Here is an 18365-nt window from a genome sequence, read left to right as displayed (position 1 = left end):
CGATCCTCACCTCTCCAATCGTCACAGTTTATCTTCCGGTATTGACCGCAGCCATCGTCGTCGTTGCGGTCGTTTTTGCACGTGGCGGCAACTTGTCCGTCAAAAGCAAGGGGATTGAGGTCCTCCTGGAGGAACTGAAGGAAAAAGACTTGAGTCAGAAGGAAACCGAAACCTGGCTCGATAAGCCCGAACGGAAGAAAGAGGACGTGAAACGTTAATTGTGAGTATTTTTTGACATCTTTTTGGTGTTTTTTTGGTTGATAATTTCATCACCTTGGATATTCTACCATAGGGACAGAACAGATTACGGAGGCATTCACATAAGGAGATCAAAAATGCCAAAGGAAGAAGACGAAGACTTTTTTGTGGAGGATCAGTTCCTCCCAACCAAGAAGCTGGCCAATCATTTCTCGGCATGGATGGACCAGGAGCGGGTCACTGATGTGATCTTGCAAGAAGTCGAGGTTTCCGAAAACCAGTTCGGAAAACACACAGAAAAGCTGAGTGAAATCAGCGATGAGGCAGATGCGTCTGTCGAGGTCTGGGTAAGACTGCGTTCCAGCAAGAAGAACGACCCCTATAGACACTGACGCAGCACGAAGTGGCACGAAAAACCGCGAGCAGATAGTTACTTGCCTGCCCCTCGTTGGAGGGCGATGCTCGCGCAGGCAACACATTTTTAGAGCTTTGGACCCGTTGAAGTGGCACGGGTCACTCATCACCGTTAATGTTATCCCGGCGAAACCCGCTTCAGAAATCTGAAGCTCGGCTCACCTGTCTCATCGTCCGTGACTTCTTCTGGCTCAATACCCAAGACATTGGTTGTCATGGCCACCGACGCTGCGTTGTCTGCCTCCACAAGACTCTCAATCCAGTAGTCCGTAAGACCCTTTGCAGCCATATTCGCCTGAAAGTCTTGAAGCGCCACCGTCAAGACATAGCGACCGAGTCCTTTTCCACGCTGATCTTCTCGCACGGCGCAACCTATGTGAATGACGGGCAGATTTTCGAGCGGCTCAGTGATTACAACCACTGCAATTGCAGTAGCATGAGCACCTTTCATTCGCACATAGCTCAACCGCGGCGTCCCCTCAGGACTGTCTGCGTGAATGAAGACCTTTGGGTCCGTCGCTGTTGGCTGAACCTTTATCGCCCCCGCCTTCAGGGCTGCGTTGAAGCCTGTAAGGGCATCCATCATTTCGACGCGGTTCATAGGTCGCCTCCCTCTACTCGATCCGTTTGCAACCGAAGATGTCAGCTACTCGGCTGCATCCTCAAGCGCTGACTCGTGCAACAGCCATTTGTCTTTCATAGCTTCGAGAAGCTCTTTCTGACGCTTCTTGACGACCTTTGGCGTCCAATTCTCATGGTTGAGCACCTGGGTCGTCAGCGCGTATGAAGACACATTGTCCTTGCCCAGAAAGTAGGCTTGGCACTTTTTCTTGAACGGATAGTTTTGAGCACTTGAGTTACGACGCTTGTTCAGGGGCAAGAGATTGCCAATCCGATGCACCCACGCGGCACGCTTTTCCTCATCCGGCCACAACTCAGCCCACTCGCTATCTTCCGTGACCGTTTGCGGCAGGACGTGCTCAATAGTCAGAATCTTAGGATCATAGACTGCCCCGCCATCAGAAATAAAAGAATCTAACCGCAACATTATGTAGCTGCGCCTGCGAGGAGTGAGTTGATAAACATTTCCGTCGAGCACACCCACAAACTGTTCGATCTCTTCTTCGGACAGCTCCAACCAGGTTATCTCAGCGGCGGTTTTCCCATCCTCTATCTCACCCAAAACTTCCGCAAAAACCTCGATCCTCTCGTTCACGTTTATGCGGCAAGCGAGCATCCAGGCGGCGAGGCGTTCAAGGCGTTGAAAGAAGCCTAGTACTTCGACAGGCTCGTCTTTCATTCGAGACATGAATGCTATTGCTGGCGGAACCCAATCCGAGAAATCCAGGCGATTGAGCCACGTAAGTAGCTCATTGACTTCTTTTGATTTTTCTACTGCCACATATGAGCTTGTGCGGATCATATCGTAGGCGTTGGAATACGGCTTGAGTATTTCATCGACGAACTTCTTCGGATCAAGTTCATCTACCAAAACGTGCTGCCGAAACTCTTCCAGTAAAGACTTTCGAGCCTTCTCCTTGGCATAGATCATGCGGATGTATGAGAAGAGGTCATTGAAGCCTTCACGGCCCAGATCCACCTCCATTTGCTCCCAGTCATCATTGACATTGTCTTGGTCTGCCTCTGGGACGTTTCCGATGATGTCCGCTTTGATGATGTCGGTTGGCTGAAGTTCCATGCCTCGGCTGTTCATTACCGAGAACACCCTAAACGCCGAGTCTCTGTTCGGTGTCGAAACGGCGACTAGAAAACACCGCCCGAGGAGAAACTGGATGAAACGAACCAGTGCTTCTTCATCATCTGCAAAGGTTTTTGCTACGGCAGATCGAAAATATGCTGTGTTGGACTGGATGTTGCGCTGCGCCTCGTTCTCAAGGCCAGAAGCATCCAGCTTGTCCAGCTCATCGAGCCGCCACTCCTGCACGAATTTTCGGAAGAAATCATTATCTCGCTCTCGCAGTGTTAGGCGTGGCTTTGCCTTGAGGCCCTCCCACTTGTTACCAGGTTCGATCACGTAAGTTTTCAGGTTCTTTTTCTGCTCAGCATCTTCATCCGTTTCCCCCGAAAGGAAGTCGACCAGGACCGCCAGAAGAATAGTCAGTGTGGTGAGGCGCTGCTGACCGTCGATCACTTCGGCATGCGGCTTTCCATCTTCCTTGATCAGCACGACGCTCCCAAGAAAGTAACCCTCATCCGGGGCTGCTTCCGCAAAATCCTTTAGGTCCTCAAATAGGTCCTGTGCTTGTTCAATCTGCCACGCATATGGCCGCTGATAACGCGGTATAATGAACTCAAAATCTGAGCTGAAAATCTTTGCCAGTGGGTACTCAGAACCCGAAATCTTTTTCGACAATTGCAATTTCCCTTCCTAAACTCTTCAGGTCCAACGCACCTTCAGGGATGCATACTACCATTGAAAAGATGTCGCTATTTCCCGCCACCGTATTTGCTCAGAGCCAACATTTGCCCATACATTCAAGGTCATAGCAATATTAAGCTGCGTATCTCGTCCGCTTCTTTGCCCCAGAGAGATTTATGCGCATCTGAATCACATCTCGCGTGACTCCCCATTCTTCCGAAAGACTGTAGAGGGTGTGGGTGCTCCCGCTAATCAGCTTGTAGGCACGAAGGGCAGCTGCGTCGGAGATCAATAACGTTGGTCCAAGCCGCTCTGCTTCCAGCTCATGCTCGGGAAGGAAGTCCCTGATGCCGTCTGGCTGAAACGGGTTTGCTGGTGGATGTCCAAGAAGGATATGCGCCAGTTCATGGGCTATGTCTGAAACTTGTCGCTTCGGATCGTGGGCGTCATTGAGCAGGATGAACGCAGCTCTCCCCTCGAAACAGGCGGCTGCCGAAAAGTCATAGCCTGGGCGCTTCTCAAGAAGCGCCTGCTGCTCTTCACATTCTGGAAGCTTTGAAAGCGGATAGATGGGTACTTCAAGATGCCGTGCGAGCCGCTTTGGACACAGCGGGTCATGAGGGGCGAGGTCCAGCTCGCCCCTCAGATCATCGGCCCATCTATGTGCTTCAGCCACAAATCCACGGCGTAGTTTAGTCTTCGCCACCCACCTTCTCCTTACGGAACTGCTCGTAGGCGGCACGGATCATTACTTCGATTGCCTGTGCTCCTTCGGGTTTCAGGTTTTTGTCCGCTCGAAGGTGGCCAACAATCTCGGCCAAAGGCTCAGGTCGCGCCGCAACTTCATCATACGCGATAAAGTCGTCTGCACTCAAACCAGACCACTTACAAAGTGCGGCTAATGTATCGACGTCCGGGCGTTTACCCTGGGCGATCCGTGTCAAGGTCGAGGCACTCACCTTGGCTTTCTCCGCAACGGCCTTCCACGTCAGTTTCTTTGCCTGACGATGGGCATCCAGCGCGTTGTAGAAGGCCTCATTGAGGAACTGCTCTTTCATATAGATTTCACTCTTGCAATCTCCCTCCTATGTCGCAATATATGGCTTGATTGCGATCTTGCAATCGTTACTCCAACTCGCAACCGAAAGGAAAGCGAAAATGTCAAGTGGTAAGAACCAGTATGTCGTCCGCCACGGCGACAAGTGGGGCGTCCGGGGTGAAGGCAATCAGCGCCTGACCCGGGAGTTCGACACGCAGCGCGAGGCTATCGACCACGGTCGTGGCATCGCTCGAAACCAAGAGTCTGAGCTGAGGATTCAGGGCCGCGATGCGCGGTTTCGCGAAGCCTACAGCTACGGCAATGATCCCTATCCACCGAAAGGCTAATGCAATGATGAAGCTGAAATACAAAGGACGCACCTTCACGAATGGCCGCTCGCTTGCGAACGCCATGACCCGTGACTTCAACCAAGAGGTCGAGCGCAAGCTTCGACAGGCCGCAAGTTCCTCGGGACTGCGGGTCCGCAAGACCCATAAAGGGCTCGAAGTTGAAGGGGATGCAGCAAACATGGACCGCTTCTACAAGCGGCTCGGGCGTTGAGGCCCCGGATAACCTCCTCCCATAACTTCTCAACTTAGGCGCGGTTCAGGTTTCTGATCGCGCCTTTTTTCTTTCGAAAAGCAAGAAAATATATGAGTTCTTTCAGCCTCATTGAAGTTGCACTAGCCATTACGTCGCCTCCGCCCCTTGGGGCGTCCGCGCGAAGCGCCGGGCCTGTCGGCGGGTAGCCTTCAGGTTGCCCGCCGACAGGTCACCCTGAAACCGCACCACCTAGATCACGCCAGAACGCAAAAGCCCCCGCCTGCTGACGGGGGCCTCGTTCATCGCGGCGATGCGGGTAGTTACTCGGCGGCCATCCGGTCAGCCTGCGCGGTGCGCTCCATAATGTAATCCACGGCCTTCTGTGCCTCGGATGCGGCCCGAAAAATCGCGCGGCTGTCTTCCTTCATCGCTTCCAGCCATCCTTCGACATAGGCCGCGCTCTGATCGAATTCCGGCTCCACCCCGATCTGCGCACAGAGCATGCAGTTTCCGATCTCGGCGACCAGCTCCTCGAAGGCGTAGGCCTTGCGGTCGTTGAACCGGCCCAAGCGGTCCAGCCGCTTTGTCGCCCCTGTCCAGTGGGTCAGCTCATGCGCCAAAGTGCCGTAGTATCCAGCCGCACGATGGAACGTGCCAATCGGCGGCATGTGGATACGGTCGGTCTTGATGTTGTAATAGGCGCGCGGCTCCTCGGTCACGTCGATCTGCGCGCCGGACGCGGCAAAGAAGGTCTCCAGTTCGGGATCAGCCACGGTGCCAAGATCGCGGGGCGGATCGGGCAAGATGTAGAATTCAGCGGGCAAGCCCTCGATCTGATCGGCATTGAACACGCGGTAGGCCTTGGCGTAGGGGATCTGGCGTTCCTCGCCGTACTCGTCCTCGCGCTCGACGGTGCCGTATTTCACCACGGTTGCGGATTTCTCACCCTTGCGGACATGGCCCCCAAGCTGCTTGGCCTGATTGAACGTCATCCAGCGGGCTGAGCTGTAATCCCTGGCCATCGCGGTTGCCCAAAGCATCAGGATGTTGATGCCCCGATAGGCCTCGCCATTGAACCTTTCCGGCAAGCTGACCGATGCCCCGCCGCCGGTCCACGGCTTACGCCAGGGCGGCGTCCCCGCCTCGATCTCCGCGATGATCTGATTGGTGACATGGGAATAAACGTCAAACTTCTCTGCGGTCATTTGTGACCCTCCTTCGCGTAACGCGGGCCGGGTCTCTTCCCCTTTCCGCCGATGGGCGGGCCTTCCTGTTCTGATCTTTGGAATGCCCATGCATTCCGAAGGGCAGAGCAGGTAAGGGCAAAGCCCGTCCTGCGGCCCGGCGGGGCCGTGACAACCGGGTGGAGGGCGTGAATTTGGGAGGGAACCGCGCGTCTGCGCGTGGGAGGAACCGGAATTCTCGACCGGAACCGACGCCATCGGCGGCGCTTGCCGGTTTTCTCGGACCTGCCGGGATGGCAGGCGGATCAAAAGGAGCTTGAAACTGTCAGGGGTGGGGTGAGCGGGCGTCAGCCCGTCGATCCCCGGCCCTGTCTATCGTTCCCAGCGTGTCTCGGTAGCGAGATACTCCCATATGACAGTCTTCACTGTCACGGCATCGGACCAATCAATAGAATATCGGTAACGCCCGGCTTCGACAGAAATCCAGCCACCAACCATGGCTTCTTCGTCAAACAGACGGACGGTCATACGACTGCCAACCTCTGGCCAGACGGCAAGGTTCGCGCCGGTCTTAACAGCCTCGAAGGCGTCACGTTGATCAGGACTCAGGTTCTCCAAGGGAATGAATGCGACATGATCAGGTGCCTCAAGCAGCGGTTCGCCGATCTCGTGATAAGCGTGACCGCGCGCGTTTTTGACGACGACCCGTCGAATCTTTTCGATGTCGGGATAGAGAGTGAACGGCTTCAAGTCCTCGAAAAGCAGAAGCTGTCCGCCAGGTGTTCTCTTGAGAGAACGGACGACATGACGATTGCTCCGTAAGACGGTTGCGGCTTCGGGATGCTTCTTCGGATCAGGATAAAGGCTGCCAGCCATGACCGCATGAAGCACACAGAGAAGGTAATTCTCGTCGGGTGAGAAACTGGAATTGCATCGACGACAGACGACAACCTGTGGCAAGTAATCCAATTCATCACCCACGCCGCGATCATAGTCGGCACCCCGCTTCCTAAGCGTCTTCGTCAGAAGCGATTTGGTCGGAACATGGTCGAGATTGCTCTCAATATTGGCGATCTCAGCTCCACAATGGATGCACCAAGCCTTCAGCCGATCATCGGTGAAGTCTTCAATTTCTCGCATCCAGAAAATCCTTCTCTAGTGGCGCACACCTGGCTTGGCTCATAACGCCTGAGCGTCCCGATCCGGCATGTCGTCAAACAGGATCACGCGCCCGTCGCCGTCGTCCGGATCGTTGACCAGGACAAACGGCACATCCGCCCCGTCTTTCTCATACAGACAGCGGTACTTCATCTGGCCGTCGAGCGGATCGCGCACCTGGTCGTAGCGGTAGCTGTGCGGAATGCCCTTCTCGATCCAGCCTTCAACACCTGCGGGCGTCACAAGCGATAGCGGCTTTCCGTCCAGCAAGATCGTCTTGCCCACGTTGAATACTTCATACATCCGATCAATCTCCTCTGTCGTGTCATCGGGTTACGTCACAGGCTGTGACCTTCGCCACGATCCCTGTCTCGCGTGTTTTCATTCGCGTCGTCGCCGCGCTCCTGTTCGCGTTCGTCCTCGATTTCCAGCTTTTCACGCGGCTTGTTCAGCACGTCCTTCAAGCGCTCGTTGACGGACGGCTTGCGCGTCTCGCGCCCTGTGTCCTCGCCAATGTCATACTCGCTGTGACCGTCCAGCTTGTGAACCGCCGCCTGGCCATCGCGCCCGGCGTCTTTCTCCATGATCTCTTTCAGCCGCTCCCGCGCATAATTGCGGCCTTCCGGTTTCGGCGTGTCGTCTTGGTCCGGTGACCGGCCCACAACGCGCGCCAACCGCTCCCGGAAGTCATCCGGGCTTCGGTCGCGATCTTTCGCGGTCGCAGCCCTGAGTGCCGCCAGACCGGCAGAGACACGGCCCTGCCCGGCCTCACGCTCAATGCCATAAGTCTCGCGCGCCAGCTCCAGCCGCTCGCGCAGCTCGCGGAACGCGGCGCGGGCCTGGCGGGCGGCATGGACGACGGCGCCGCGCTCGGTGACGGGTTTGTATTCCCGTCCCTGGCGCTCGGCCATCGCCTTGGCCCGGCGTTCCATGGAATTGGCGGCTGGCCCCAGCTTCAGCTCGGGGTCGCGGTCCAGCTCCTCTGCGGAAAGCTGATCACCACGCTCCAGCGCCGCCTCGCGCTGCGCCTCAAGCGACCGGTGATCAACGCGCTCCACCTCCCCTGCCCGCTCCAGGGCGCGGTTCTGCAACTCGGCCCAGAGGCCGCGCATCTGCTCGATCTCGACGCCGCCGGTCTTCGCGGAATCGAGCACGCGGGTCTTGGCGGTGAACCCGTCCGCTTCGAGCTTGCGGGTGGAGGTGAGCACATGGGCATGGTGGTTGCGCTGGTCACCCTCGCGATGAGGAGCATGGATCGCCACATCGACGGCCACACCGTAGCGGCTGACCAGTTCCTGGGCGAAGTCGCGGGTGATCTGCGACCGGTCCTCGGCGCTGATCTCGGACGGCAGGGCCAACTCCCACTCGCGGGCGGTGACGGAGTTGCGGCGAGTCTCGCTGGCCTCGACCTCGTTCCAGAGGCGAGAGCGATCCTGCGCCCAATCGGGTGCGTCCTTCGGGGTCAGGATGAAGGTTTCTTCGATGCCCTGCTTGCGGGTGTAATCGTGGACGCGGCCTTCGCGCTGGCACTCGATGCGCTCACCGACACGGTAGGCGGCGGCTGCCGTGGCAGAGCGCCCGGCGCTGCGTTTGATTGTCTTCACGGAGAGATGGTAGCTGGCCATGCGCCCTCCCCTCTTCCGTGATGCGAACGATCATCGCGCATGCCGCTGCTGACCCCGGCCCATGCCCGAACATGAGCCACCGGGTCAGACGTCTTTTCCCCGATGGACCGCGCCCTGCCACGGCGCGATACGAGTGGAAAGGACAGCACGCCCGAAGGGAGCCTCTGGCTCTCTGAGGCGCGGGCTTGCCAGTGATCTGTCCCCATATCCCCAGCCTCATGGGGGGCGGGATATGGGGACAGATCACTGGCGGTTTGCCGGGGGCAAACCCGGTATCGCGAAGGGTCGTCAGCACCTGGACACGATACCTCCCGCAAGAGAGACGCCAGCGGCAGACCGGCCCCCACGGTGGGGCATCGGGCGAGACGCTGGCGCGACATTGCGGGACGCGATCCAACTGCCAAAGTTGGCCTTGGTGAGTTTGAGAGGCCGGGAGGGCCTTTCATTCCGGCGCGCATCGCGTCGGACGGTGTTCGCCATCGGCTGAGGCCCTGCCTCAAGGAGATCGCACGCAAATCTCGGAGCCGCAGGTGGAGAGTTTGCATAAGTGCGCCCTTGTCCTTTACAGGCCTACGGGTAAGCGCTATCGCTGGTTGTGGCAAGCCTAACCTTTACACCTGTCTTCTTTGAAGTGGATTCCCGAATTGGCCGAGACTGAGCTTGAACGCGCCGAGAAACGCTATGCACAGGCCAAGGCTCGCCTACAGGCTCTGAAGAACCGGGAAGCCACCAGACAGCGTAAGCTGGATACAAGGCGCAAGGTGATCCTGGGCGGGGCGCTCATGGACCTGGCGGAACGGGATTCCAGCGCTGCCGCCATGCTCGACCGGCTGATCCGCAACCTGTCCCGTGAACAGGACCGCAAAGCCTTCGCGGAATGGGATGCCCCCTCCCCTGCCCCAAGCGATGAAGGTGCAACCTGATGCGGAGCGTGATGCTCGTCTTCGGGGGTCTGTTCCGCTTCTTCGGTCGGTTAATCTTCACGCCCATCCTGTTGGGCTGGATGATCGGCGCTGTGCTGTTCGGGGCGATGCTCGGCTCTCTGGTGGCCACCCCGTTCATCTTCGCTTTCTTCGACCAGACGCCCGGCGAAAGCGCCTCGCAATGGTTGGTCTTCGGTCCCTTCATGTTTGTGGGCGCTGTCTTCGGGTTCCAATACTGGCGCATGGCCTCCGGGGCCGATGCCTATTTCGGGCTGACGGGTGACAGCCACGGCTCGGCCCGGTTTGCGAACCGCAAGGAACTGAAGAAGCTGGAGCGGGGCAAAGGGCAGGAAGATCGCGGTCTCCTGATCGGGCGCAATCCGCACACCGGGAGGCTCTTGCGCTATGACGGCCCGGCGCACCTGATCACCCTCGCCCCGACACGGGCCGGGAAAGGCGTCGGCACCGTCATCCCGAACCTGCTGGCGGCGGAACGCTCGGTGCTGGTCATCGACCCCAAGGGCGAGAACGCGCGGATCGCGGGCGAGGCCCGGCGGAGGTTCGGGACAGTCCACGTTCTCGATCCGTTTGAAGTCAGCGGTCATCCCTCCGCCGCCTACACCCCCCTCGACAGGCTGACACCGGACAGCCTCGATCTGGGTGAGGACGCCGCCTCCCTGACAGAGGCGCTGGTCATGGACCCGCCGGGACAGCCCCCGGATCGCAAAATGCTTGGCTCGGTCGGACTTCGCCTTTTCCGATCTGCGCCACCGGATCACCTCCGTCTTCCTGGTGCTGCCACCCAACAGAATGGACGCCTACAGTCGCTGGCCGCGCCTTCTGGTCTCTCAGGCTCTTCAGGACATCGCGCGGGACGCTGAGCGGCCTCAGGGCGCGTCAGAGGGCCGTTCTGAGCGCCTCAAGGCCCCTACCCTCTTCCTGCTCGATGAATTCGCCGCCCTAGGCCGTCTGGAGGCGGTAGAGCGCGCCATGGGACTGATGGCAGGCTACGGGCTTCAACTCTGGCCGATCCTGCAGGACATGAGCCAGCTCAAAGACCTCTACGGAGACCGCGCTGGCACCTTCATTGCCAATGCCGGGGTGCAACAGGTCTTCGGGGTGAACGACTTCGAGACGGCCAAATGGCTGAGCCAGATGATCGGCCAGGAAACTGCCGGGTTCCAGACGGACAGCTTCAAACCTGGCGATGGCCCCAGCTTCTCGAACAACCTCACAGGCCGCGACCTGCTAACCCCCGATGAAATCATGCAGCTCCCGCCGGATCGTCAGCTCCTGCGCGTCCAGGGGCAGGCCACTGCCGTCGCGCAAAAGCTGCGTTACTACGCCGATCCTGAATTTGCCGGGCTGTTCACGCCAGACGCCCGATAACCTGAAAGCAATCCGCTATGTCCGATACACCCACCTCCCCTGCCCCGTTTTCGGACGATGATCTGCGCGAAACGCTCGATCTTCTCGCCACGGCTGTCGCCAGTATCTCTGATCGCGTGGATGATCAGACGCGGGTGCTCGACCGGGTAAACAAGACAGCGACGGAAGCCCGCTCTGCTGCTTTCGCTGCCCGCAACCAGACGAACCCGGAACACTACGGTGAGATTGTCGGTGCAACCATTGACGGCAGGATCGGTGATACCTTGGATCGCGTTGGCCAGATGGCTGGTGATCTGCTGCGGGCGTCCAACCATACCCAGGAGGTTCTCAGGAAGGCTGAGGATGCCAGGTCAGACGCCATGCGCCAGGTTTGGGAACGCGAACAGAAGCTGGACCGCTTCAAAAACCGTCTTCCATGGTTCGGTCTGGGTGCTGTCGTTCTGGCTCTTGTCCTGACGGTGACGCTTCCTCGTTTCTTAGCAAGCAACACTTCCACATGCGCTGTGCTTGGGGCGTCCTGGACTACGACAACCACGGGTGTCGATGCCTGCGTGTTCTATCAGCGGTGAGCGGTGATGTGCTGATTGTGACGGCTCTGCCTGAGGAGCTGGGTGTTATATTTGTGTTAGAATCTGTGTTACGCATTTCCAGAACCGGTGTAGTGTTTTGTAAAATAACAACTTTCTTTGAAGGCCGGTAACTGATAACACGAATCTCGGTAACTGAAATCCTGCTTTTGGTAACTAAAAACACGAATCTTGACTGTGGTAACTAAAACCACGAATGTCGACTCATGGTAACTAAAACCACGAATGTCGACTCATGGTAACTGATAACACGAATGCCCTCGCCCCGCTTTTGCCGGATCGCCATCCGCAGCATGATTTATTCATCTGTGATGTGGCTGACGCTGTCCTGAAGGACGTGATGCAACACATGGAGCATCCGTTTTATTCCCTCTCAAAGAAGCCTGAGACGACGATCAAGCGCTATGAGAATGGCGACAAGTGGTTGCAGATTACGCCGAGCGTCAAGGGTCTGGCGACGATCTACGACAAGGACATTCTGATCTACTGCATCAGTCAGATCATGGCGAAGCTGAAGGAGGGCGAAGCCGTTTCGCCCCGTGTCCGGATTAACTCCAGAGAGCTGCTTATCTTCACCAATCGGGGTACAAGTGGTCGGGAATATCAGTCTCTGCTCGACGCCCTTGATCGGCTCGAAGGGACGCGGATCAGGACAAACATTGTCACCGGAGACGAAGAACAAGTTGATGGCTTTGGCCTGATCGACGCTTCGTCGATCCGCCGCAAGCATGGCCTCGATGGCCGCCTTCTTTGGTGTGAAGTGAAGCTGTCAGACTGGGTTTTCAACGCAATCCGTAACGAAGAGGTACTGACCCTCCACCGGGACTACTTCCGCCTGCGCAAGCCCATTGAAAGACGGGTGTACGAGATCGCCCGGAAGCATTGCGGGCAGCAGAAGGCCTGGCGCATCACGCTGGCTAAGTTGCTGCTTAAGACTGGGTCGCAAAGCCCACAGAAGCGCTTTCGGCAGATGATCCGGCAGCTCGCAGAGCATGACCACTTGCCGGATTACCATGTTACCTTTGAAGATGAAGCTGACATGGTGGTGTTCACTAATCGCGGCACGATGTCCCCTGCCCAGCTTGTCGAAGGCAGAATTCCACCGCTGCAATCCGACACCTACGAAGAAGCGCGCTATGCAGCGCCCGGTTGGGACGTTCGTTTCCTGGAGCGTGAGTGGCGCGACTGGTGTGTTGAGCCGCCTCGCAATGCCGACCGGGCCTTTATTGGGTTCTGCCGAAAGTGGTTCGAGAAGCGAGGCAGACCATAAGATGAAAAACCGGTAATGGAAATAAATCCGGTAACAAATTTAATTTCGGTATTGGATTTATTGCCGGTGTGAGATATAAATCCGGTAATAACAAACTGGCAGGATCGAGCAATGCCCGTCATCGTCATGGCAAGCCCCAAAGGTGGGGTTGGGAAGTCCACATGCGCTGTAATTCTGGCGTCCCAGTTCGCTCGCATGGGTGCGGATGTCACGGTGCTTGACTGTGACCCGAATAAGTCTCTTACCCGGTGGGCATCTCATGGCGCACCTTCCGGTGTGACCTTGAAGAGCGATGTTGGCCGCTCAGAGATCGTTCCGACCATCCGGAGCGCGGATGGTGACGGCAAGATCGTCATTGTGGACCTCGAAGGGGTTGCTTCCCAGCTCGTCAGTCGCGCCATCTCCCAGGCGGATTTGGTGATTGTCCCGATGCAGCCGACGGCGCTCGACGCAGAGATCGGCTCCGAAGCACTGGCGTTGGTTCGCGAAGAGGAAGAGGCGCTTGGGCGGTCAATCCGGCATGCTGTGGTTCTGACCAAGACCAGTGCAGCCGTCAAAAGCCGCGTCCAGAAGGAGTTAGAAGAACAGCTCAGTGGGGCCGGGATCGACGTGATCGAGCCTTCCCTGGTCGCGCGCGCAGCGTTCTCGGAACTGTTCGCCTATGGGGGCGATCTGACAGCGATGATGAATGACCCGGAGATGGTCACAGGTGGCAAGGTAGATAAGGCGTTGGCAAACGCTCAGGCATTCGCGGAGGCTGTATATGAACGGCTCAAATAGACTTGCTGGACTCAAGGCGCGTCCGAAAGATACGACCGTTGAAGAAGTCCGCCGCGTCGATGAAGTTGGAGAAGCGCGGGGGTTTCTCGACAGAACTCCTCGAAAGAAGCCCGGTCGCAAGCCAAGCCCGAGAACCTACCAGTTGCACCCAAAGGTTTTTCCAAAGGTTGGCGAAGCCATAGCGGCAGAGGCCGAAAGGCTCGGCGTCACACAGGGCCAGCTGATCGAGATTTTGTGGGAAAAATATGAAGGATCGCATTAACCGAAAGGTGTGATGCTAGGCCAATGTTAAGAAAGAAGAGCGCAATGCGACCAATTGGTATTGATCTTTTTGCAGGGGCAGGGGGGCTAAGCCTCGGCTTCGAGCAAGCAGGCTTCGACGTTAAAGCCGCGATCGAGATCGACCCCGTGCATTGTGCAGTCCACGAATTCAACTTCCCTGAAACGACTGTGATTCCAGCCTCGGTTGCTGAGCTCACCGGTGATGAAATCAGGCAACGTGCAGGCCTTGAGGGAAAGACAATCAATTGCGTGTTCGGCGGTGCGCCATGCCAGGGATTTTCTCTGATAGGTCACAGAGCGCTCGATGACCCCCGTAACCAGCTCGTTCTTGATTTCGTGCGCCTCGTTCATGAGCTTGATGCAGAGAGCTTTGTTTTCGAAAACGTCAAAGGCCTAACGGTCGGCAAGCACAAGACATTCCTGAAGGAACTAGTAGGGGCATTTGATCGGGTCGGCTACGAGTGCCGCCTGCCGTGGAAGGTGCTCAATGCCGGTCACTACGGCACACCACAATCGCGAGAACGCTTCATCCTCATGGGCGTGAAGAAAGGCAGGGTGCTTCCAGAGTATCCTGCTCCGACAACCAACATTGCCGGTCGGCCAAAGCTATATCCCGAGCTCAACTTTGGGCCATCTTGCGCCGAAGCGATCGGGGATCTTCCCGATGCCGATACGTTCGAGACCCTAAACGCAAGCGATGCCGTCAAGACGAGCCGCTTTGGCGATCCGTCCGACTATGCGGCCGAGTTGCGCGGTCTCAAGAACGACGGCTGGCATTTCGGTTATGTGCGCGAGTGGAACCCCAATGTTCTCACGTCGAGCGCCCGCACCGACCACACGGAGATTTCACGGCGGCGTTTCCGCCAGACGGACGAGGGGGCGGTCGAGCCGATCAGCCGTTTCTTCAAGCTTTCACAAGGCGGTGTTTCCAACACGCTTCGCGCCGGTACTGACGGCGCAAGGGGCGCGTTCACCAGCCCGCGTCCGATCCATTATCGCCATGCGCGCTGTATCACCGTGCGCGAAATGGCGCGGCTGCATGGTTTCCCCGACTGGTTTCGATTTAACGTTACCAAGTGGCATGGCGCGCGGCAGATCGGCAATGCGGTACCGCCGCCTTTGGCCAGGGCAATCGCTACAAAGATGATTGAAGCCTTGGGCATCGAACCAAACAGGCCCGAAGAATCCCTATCACTTGGCGATCCAGAGCTCTTGACGCTCGATCTTTCGCGAGCATCACGCCGGTTTGGCATCACCCCGCCTCCGAGCAAGCGCGACCGAAAGAGCGGCGCGAAAAAGCGCAAGCAAGAAGAGATCGAGGAAGAGATCAACGCGGGGAGGGTTGCTTATGGCTAAATCGCCCAACCGCTACGGAGCACTGATCGAGAATATATTCTTCGACCGCTACAGTGACGGTGCGACCGAGCTCGAATTTGCCCGCACAGACATCGAGGATGCGGCTGAGGTCTTGGACATCAAGCTTCCGAAGAACCTGGGTGATGTGCTCTACTCGTTCCGTTTTCGTGCGGCATTGCCTGGGCGCATCGTCGAGACCCAACCGGAAGGCATGGAGTGGGTGATCGAGCTCGCGGGGCGTGCCGTTTACAAGTTTCGCTTGGTCAAGATCAATCGCGTCTTGCCACGCGAAGACCTTGTGACGATCGACATTCCCGATTCCACGCCCGAGCTGATCCGCGCTTATGCGCTCGACGACGAGCAGGCGCTTTTGGCTATCGTGCGATACAACCGGCTGATCGACACGTTCTTGAGCCTCACGACCTACAGCCTTCAGAACCACCTTCGCACAACTGTCAAAGGGGTAGGGCAGATCGAGATCGACGAACTCTATGTCGGACTCGACAAGCGCGGCTGCCATTATGTGATCCCCGTCCAGGCCAAGGGGGGCAAGGATCAGATCGGCATCGTCCAGACGAGCCAGGATATTCGCTTCGTTGAAGAGAAGTTCCCTGGAATGCGGTGCAGGGCGATCGCTGCCCAGTTCATGGATGCACACATCGTCGCGCTCTTCGAGCTCACGCTACAGGACGACGAAATCAAGGTTGTTGAGGAACGGCACTATCGGCTTGTTCCGGCGAAGAAGCTCAATCAAGACGCGATTAGGGACTATCGAGATTAGGGTCGGGCCGACCGGCCTTTGGGGCCAGCCGGTGTTTTTAAAGGATCACCTGGAGAGCGGTCAGGATTAGACCGAGCACGGCGATGACGAGCATGATGCGCCGGTAGTTGGAATCGTCGAGCATCGTAGCTACCTCACTTCGCCGCTTTGGAGCGCTTTTTCAGGCCAGGGCGCTCAGCGGCCTTCTTCACAGCCTTGGCCTCTTTGGAGGCATCGTCCATATCCTTGGCAATGTCCTTCAACCGCGCGACGAGCGGGGAAAGATCGTACTCGTTCGATGTTCTACCGCCTGCCTTGTGATAACGTTCTTTGCGAAGCAGCAGGCCTTCTTCTTCCAAGACGACGATAGCCCGCTGCACGGTTTTGGTGCTGACGCCCAAGCGCTCGGCGAGGGTTTTTTTCGATGGCCAGGGCATCGCCTCGGGTTGCCACCAATGATCGATCAGGTGGATCAAGACGGCGAGTTCGTTCGGCCCGATCTTCAATCGCGCTTGGCCACGAAGAAGGGCGCAGGGAATGACCGTGTAGTTGGCGGCCATTGTTTCTTTGCCCCATTTGCGGGTGAGCGTTCTCTCGTCGGTCGGCTCCGTCTTCTTGCGGCCCTTAAGGGGAACGACTTTGTCGGTATCTTCTGTCATTTTGGGCTCCTTGAGCGGTTGTTGATGACCGACATATCGGGTATAACATTTTGAAAATAAATACCTTCGCGGATTTGACCTATGGTCATATAGGGCCACATCTAAGGTCTTTAAAGTCCATGGGGGCTAAGGACGTATGCGGCCACTGAAGAAGGATGAATTCCCCATTCAGGACGCATTGTCGAAATACGCGATTCTAGACGTAGTAACCCCTGGACGCATTTGTCCATGGGGGTCGCGCTTTACGCTCGCCTAATCGTCCGCTCGCTCACCTTGAACAGCTGTGCGATTTCCGAGATTGCCCGCTGTTCGTCATCACGCATGCGGCGCACCTCGGCCTTCTGAGCTCCAGTGAGGGCAGGGGGGCGACCGCCAACCCGCCCGCGCGCCTTGGCGGCCTGTAGCCCTTCTCTCGTGCGTTCTGCGATCCTACGCCGCTCGAAATGGGCGATAGAGGCAAACACGTGGAAGATCAGCTCACCCGCCGGTGTCGTCGTGTCGATATCTTCGGCCAAGGAACGGAAACCCGTGCCGCGATCCTTGATTGCTTCCACCAGGTCGAGCAGATCACGCAGGGATCGAGCGAGGCGGTCATATTTGGTCACGACCACCACATCGCCAGGTCGAAGCTGATCGAGCAGCGCCCCAAGCTCAGCGCGCTGCTGTTTCGTACCGCTGATCTTTTCTGCGAAGATGCGCTCCGCGCCGGCTGCCGTGAGGGCGTCAGTTTGGGCGTCGAGGTTCTGGTCGTCTGTCGAGACGCGGGCATATCCGATGATCATGCTTCACTGTGACAAAAACCTGCCAAAACCGCAAAGGTTTTGCCGGGGGGTTTTGTCCCAGCTAAGCGGTTGATCTTGGGCGGGGTAGGGTGCACGGCCACAAACGACCGTTTTTGACAACATTAATTCCTGAAACTAACCGTTACGGACGCCACGACCAGCGCCGCAAATTGTCGGCAAGATGTCGCTTTTAGACAAACAGTACAAAAAACGTGAACAGTTTTCTGTTGTCTGAGAGTAAAAAGTGAGTATATTAAACTCAGTGAAAAAGCACAGAGTGAGCATAAGATGCTACTTGTAAACTGCCATGACCGCTCGACGAGCGCAAGTTTCAACCGCGTTCAGCATGTTGCTTGAGCCGGATATCGTGCTTGACCCTTCCATCGATCATGACAGCGCATCTGCGCCCACTCTCTTACATCAAGCTAGGAGAAAGAAATGGCGACTGCCCAAATTGCACGAGAATCCACCGCGCCCGAGACTGCACGTCACACCACTGTTCGTTCGAAAGGTCGTCCCCCCAAGGGCGACAACTCTTCGAAAGCGGAGTACCGCTTGCAAGTCAAACTCACACCATCCGGCAAAGAGCGCCTTGATGCCATCGTTGCTCGAGTCGATGGGGAGAGTGCCGCCCATGTCGTGCGTGATGCTTTGCGTATCTATGACATCCTCACCGAGGAGGTCATGGAGAACGACTCTCAACTGTACATAAAGGACGGGGAAACTGGCGAAGCTATGAAGCTTCGACTTTGGTAAGCCTTGACCACCCCCTTTATTGTGAGTATATTAAACACACAATAAAGGGGGTAAACTCATGCCCAACTCAGATGGCACTGCCTTTTACAAGTTCGTTAAGTCACGATTTGCCGCCGCATTTTCTTCTGCAAAGGCATCCTTCCTAACCGTCACCACAGCACTGTTTGTAATGTCGGTTGCTTTTCCGCCGCTTCTTAAAGCAGCGATCCTCACCTCTCCAATCGTCACAGTTTATCTTCCGGTATTGACCGCAGCCATCGTCGTCGTTGCGGTCGTTTTT

General features: G+C 57.0%; 25 protein-coding genes. 15 read left to right on the top strand and 10 right to left on the bottom strand.

Going from position 1 to position 18365, the window contains the following annotated elements; translation table 11 throughout:
- Both MF268_RS24830 and MF268_RS24825 read left to right on the top strand, forming a co-directional pair.
- The coding region (locus tag MF268_RS24830) for a hypothetical protein (protein WP_238373381.1) at positions 1-218 on the top strand (218 nt) is incomplete at its 5' end.
- A 117-nt stretch (positions 219-335) separates the two neighbouring features.
- Positions 336-590, top strand: a complete 255-nt coding sequence (locus MF268_RS24825; RefSeq protein ID WP_238373380.1) for a hypothetical protein — start codon at positions 336-338, stop codon at positions 588-590.
- 140 nt (positions 591-730) lie between these two features.
- Here MF268_RS24825 and MF268_RS24820 read toward each other — a convergent pair whose 3' ends face one another.
- The 4 genes from MF268_RS24820 to MF268_RS24805 all read right to left on the bottom strand — a co-directional run bounded on the left by MF268_RS24820 (position 731) and on the right by MF268_RS24805 (position 4050).
- Positions 731-1213: a GNAT family N-acetyltransferase gene (locus MF268_RS24820; RefSeq protein ID WP_238373379.1), complete on the bottom strand. Its 483-nt coding sequence runs from the start codon at positions 1211-1213 to the stop codon at positions 731-733.
- Positions 1214-1258: 45 nt separating this feature from the next.
- Positions 1259-2986 carry a DUF262 domain-containing protein gene (locus MF268_RS24815; protein ID WP_238373378.1) on the bottom strand — a complete coding sequence of 576 codons (1728 nt, stop codon included), beginning with the start codon at positions 2984-2986 and terminating at the stop codon, positions 1259-1261.
- A gap of 139 nt (positions 2987-3125) precedes the next feature.
- Positions 3126-3698, bottom strand: coding sequence for an ImmA/IrrE family metallo-endopeptidase (locus MF268_RS24810; RefSeq protein WP_238373377.1), 573 nt, complete (start codon positions 3696-3698; stop codon positions 3126-3128).
- The gene (locus MF268_RS24805) at positions 3685-4050 is read right to left on the bottom strand and encodes a helix-turn-helix domain-containing protein (RefSeq protein ID WP_129681687.1); all 366 of its coding nucleotides are present in this window, start codon (positions 4048-4050) and stop codon (positions 3685-3687) included. The genes MF268_RS24810 and MF268_RS24805 overlap by 14 nt, the downstream gene beginning before the upstream one ends.
- A 100-nt stretch (positions 4051-4150) precedes the next feature.
- Here MF268_RS24805 and MF268_RS24800 point away from each other — a divergent pair, with 100 nt between their 5' ends.
- Entirely contained in the window at positions 4151-4378 is a 228-nt protein-coding gene (locus MF268_RS24800; RefSeq protein WP_238373376.1) for a DUF2188 domain-containing protein, read from the top strand.
- Between the two features lie 4 nt (positions 4379-4382).
- Positions 4383-4592: a hypothetical protein gene (locus MF268_RS24795; RefSeq protein ID WP_238373375.1), complete on the top strand. Its 210-nt coding sequence runs from the start codon at positions 4383-4385 to the stop codon at positions 4590-4592.
- 302 nt (positions 4593-4894) lie between these two features.
- Here the strand turns inward: MF268_RS24795 and MF268_RS24790 are convergent, their stop codons facing one another.
- The 4 genes from MF268_RS24790 to mobQ all read right to left on the bottom strand — a co-directional run bounded on the left by MF268_RS24790 (position 4895) and on the right by mobQ (position 8541).
- Positions 4895-5779, bottom strand: a complete 885-nt coding sequence (locus tag MF268_RS24790) for an ArdC family protein (protein WP_238373374.1) — start codon at positions 5777-5779, stop codon at positions 4895-4897.
- A gap of 351 nt (positions 5780-6130) precedes the next feature.
- Entirely contained in the window at positions 6131-6898 is a 768-nt protein-coding gene (locus tag MF268_RS24785) for an HNH endonuclease (protein WP_238373373.1), read from the bottom strand.
- 39 nt (positions 6899-6937) lie between these two features.
- Positions 6938-7219 (bottom strand): hypothetical protein, encoded by a 282-nt coding sequence (locus MF268_RS24780; RefSeq protein ID WP_238373372.1) that lies wholly within the window; start codon positions 7217-7219, stop codon positions 6938-6940.
- Between the two features lie 35 nt (positions 7220-7254).
- Complete coding sequence (gene mobQ / locus MF268_RS24775) at positions 7255-8541, bottom strand: MobQ family relaxase (protein WP_238373371.1); 1287 nt, start codon at positions 8539-8541, stop codon at positions 7255-7257.
- 644 nt (positions 8542-9185) lie between these two features.
- Between mobQ and MF268_RS24770 the strand changes: the two genes are divergently transcribed.
- The 9 genes from MF268_RS24770 (at position 9186) to MF268_RS24730 (ending at position 15909) form a co-directional block, all read left to right on the top strand.
- A complete protein-coding gene (locus tag MF268_RS24770) occupies positions 9186-9464 on the top strand; it encodes a mobilization protein (RefSeq protein WP_097374659.1) in 279 nt (92 codons plus the stop codon).
- Positions 9464-10345 carry a type IV secretory system conjugative DNA transfer family protein gene (locus tag MF268_RS24765; protein WP_238373370.1) on the top strand — a complete coding sequence of 294 codons (882 nt, stop codon included), beginning with the start codon at positions 9464-9466 and terminating at the stop codon, positions 10343-10345. Before MF268_RS24770 ends, MF268_RS24765 begins: the two co-directional genes overlap by 1 nt.
- On the top strand, positions 10227-10853 hold the full coding sequence (locus MF268_RS24760; RefSeq protein ID WP_238373382.1) for a type IV secretory system conjugative DNA transfer family protein: 627 nt from the start codon (positions 10227-10229) through the stop codon (positions 10851-10853). The genes MF268_RS24765 and MF268_RS24760 overlap by 119 nt, the downstream gene beginning before the upstream one ends.
- 17 nt (positions 10854-10870) lie before the next feature.
- Positions 10871-11422: a hypothetical protein gene (locus tag MF268_RS24755; protein WP_238373369.1), complete on the top strand. Its 552-nt coding sequence runs from the start codon at positions 10871-10873 to the stop codon at positions 11420-11422.
- 253 nt (positions 11423-11675) lie between these two features.
- Positions 11676-12710, top strand: coding sequence for a replication initiator protein A (locus tag MF268_RS24750; protein WP_238373368.1), 1035 nt, complete (start codon positions 11676-11678; stop codon positions 12708-12710).
- A gap of 111 nt (positions 12711-12821) precedes the next feature.
- Entirely contained in the window at positions 12822-13490 is a 669-nt protein-coding gene (locus MF268_RS24745) for a ParA family protein (protein ID WP_238373367.1), read from the top strand.
- Positions 13474-13752 carry a chromosome partitioning protein ParB gene (locus tag MF268_RS24740; RefSeq protein WP_238373366.1) on the top strand — a complete coding sequence of 93 codons (279 nt, stop codon included), beginning with the start codon at positions 13474-13476 and terminating at the stop codon, positions 13750-13752. The genes MF268_RS24745 and MF268_RS24740 overlap by 17 nt, the downstream gene beginning before the upstream one ends.
- 44 nt (positions 13753-13796) lie before the next feature.
- Complete coding sequence (locus MF268_RS24735) at positions 13797-15128, top strand: DNA cytosine methyltransferase (RefSeq protein ID WP_238373365.1); 1332 nt, start codon at positions 13797-13799, stop codon at positions 15126-15128.
- Positions 15121-15909 carry an endonuclease gene (locus tag MF268_RS24730; protein WP_238373364.1) on the top strand — a complete coding sequence of 263 codons (789 nt, stop codon included), beginning with the start codon at positions 15121-15123 and terminating at the stop codon, positions 15907-15909. Before MF268_RS24735 ends, MF268_RS24730 begins: the two co-directional genes overlap by 8 nt.
- Positions 15910-16043: 134 nt before the next feature.
- Here the strand turns inward: MF268_RS24730 and MF268_RS24725 are convergent, their stop codons facing one another.
- Both MF268_RS24725 and MF268_RS24720 read right to left on the bottom strand, forming a co-directional pair.
- Positions 16044-16547, bottom strand: coding sequence for a helix-turn-helix domain-containing protein (locus MF268_RS24725; protein ID WP_238373363.1), 504 nt, complete (start codon positions 16545-16547; stop codon positions 16044-16046).
- A 242-nt stretch (positions 16548-16789) separates the two neighbouring features.
- Positions 16790-17329: a recombinase family protein gene (locus tag MF268_RS24720; RefSeq protein WP_238373362.1), complete on the bottom strand. Its 540-nt coding sequence runs from the start codon at positions 17327-17329 to the stop codon at positions 16790-16792.
- 438 nt (positions 17330-17767) lie between these two features.
- Between MF268_RS24720 and MF268_RS24715 the strand changes: the two genes are divergently transcribed.
- Together MF268_RS24715 and MF268_RS24710 are read left to right on the top strand one after the other, a co-directional pair.
- Positions 17768-18085: a hypothetical protein gene (locus MF268_RS24715; RefSeq protein WP_238373361.1), complete on the top strand. Its 318-nt coding sequence runs from the start codon at positions 17768-17770 to the stop codon at positions 18083-18085.
- Positions 18086-18143: 58 nt separating this feature from the next.
- Positions 18144-18365, top strand: a 222-nt coding sequence (locus tag MF268_RS24710) for a hypothetical protein (RefSeq protein WP_238373360.1), incomplete at its 3' end; no start/stop codon positions are given.

Source organism: Heliomarina baculiformis, from assembly GCF_019966545.1.
Lineage (GTDB): Bacteria > Pseudomonadota > Alphaproteobacteria > Rhodobacterales > Rhodobacteraceae > Heliomarina > Heliomarina baculiformis.
The sequence above is the reverse complement of the archived record's forward strand: the minus strand, read 5'-3'. Positions and strand labels throughout refer to the sequence as shown.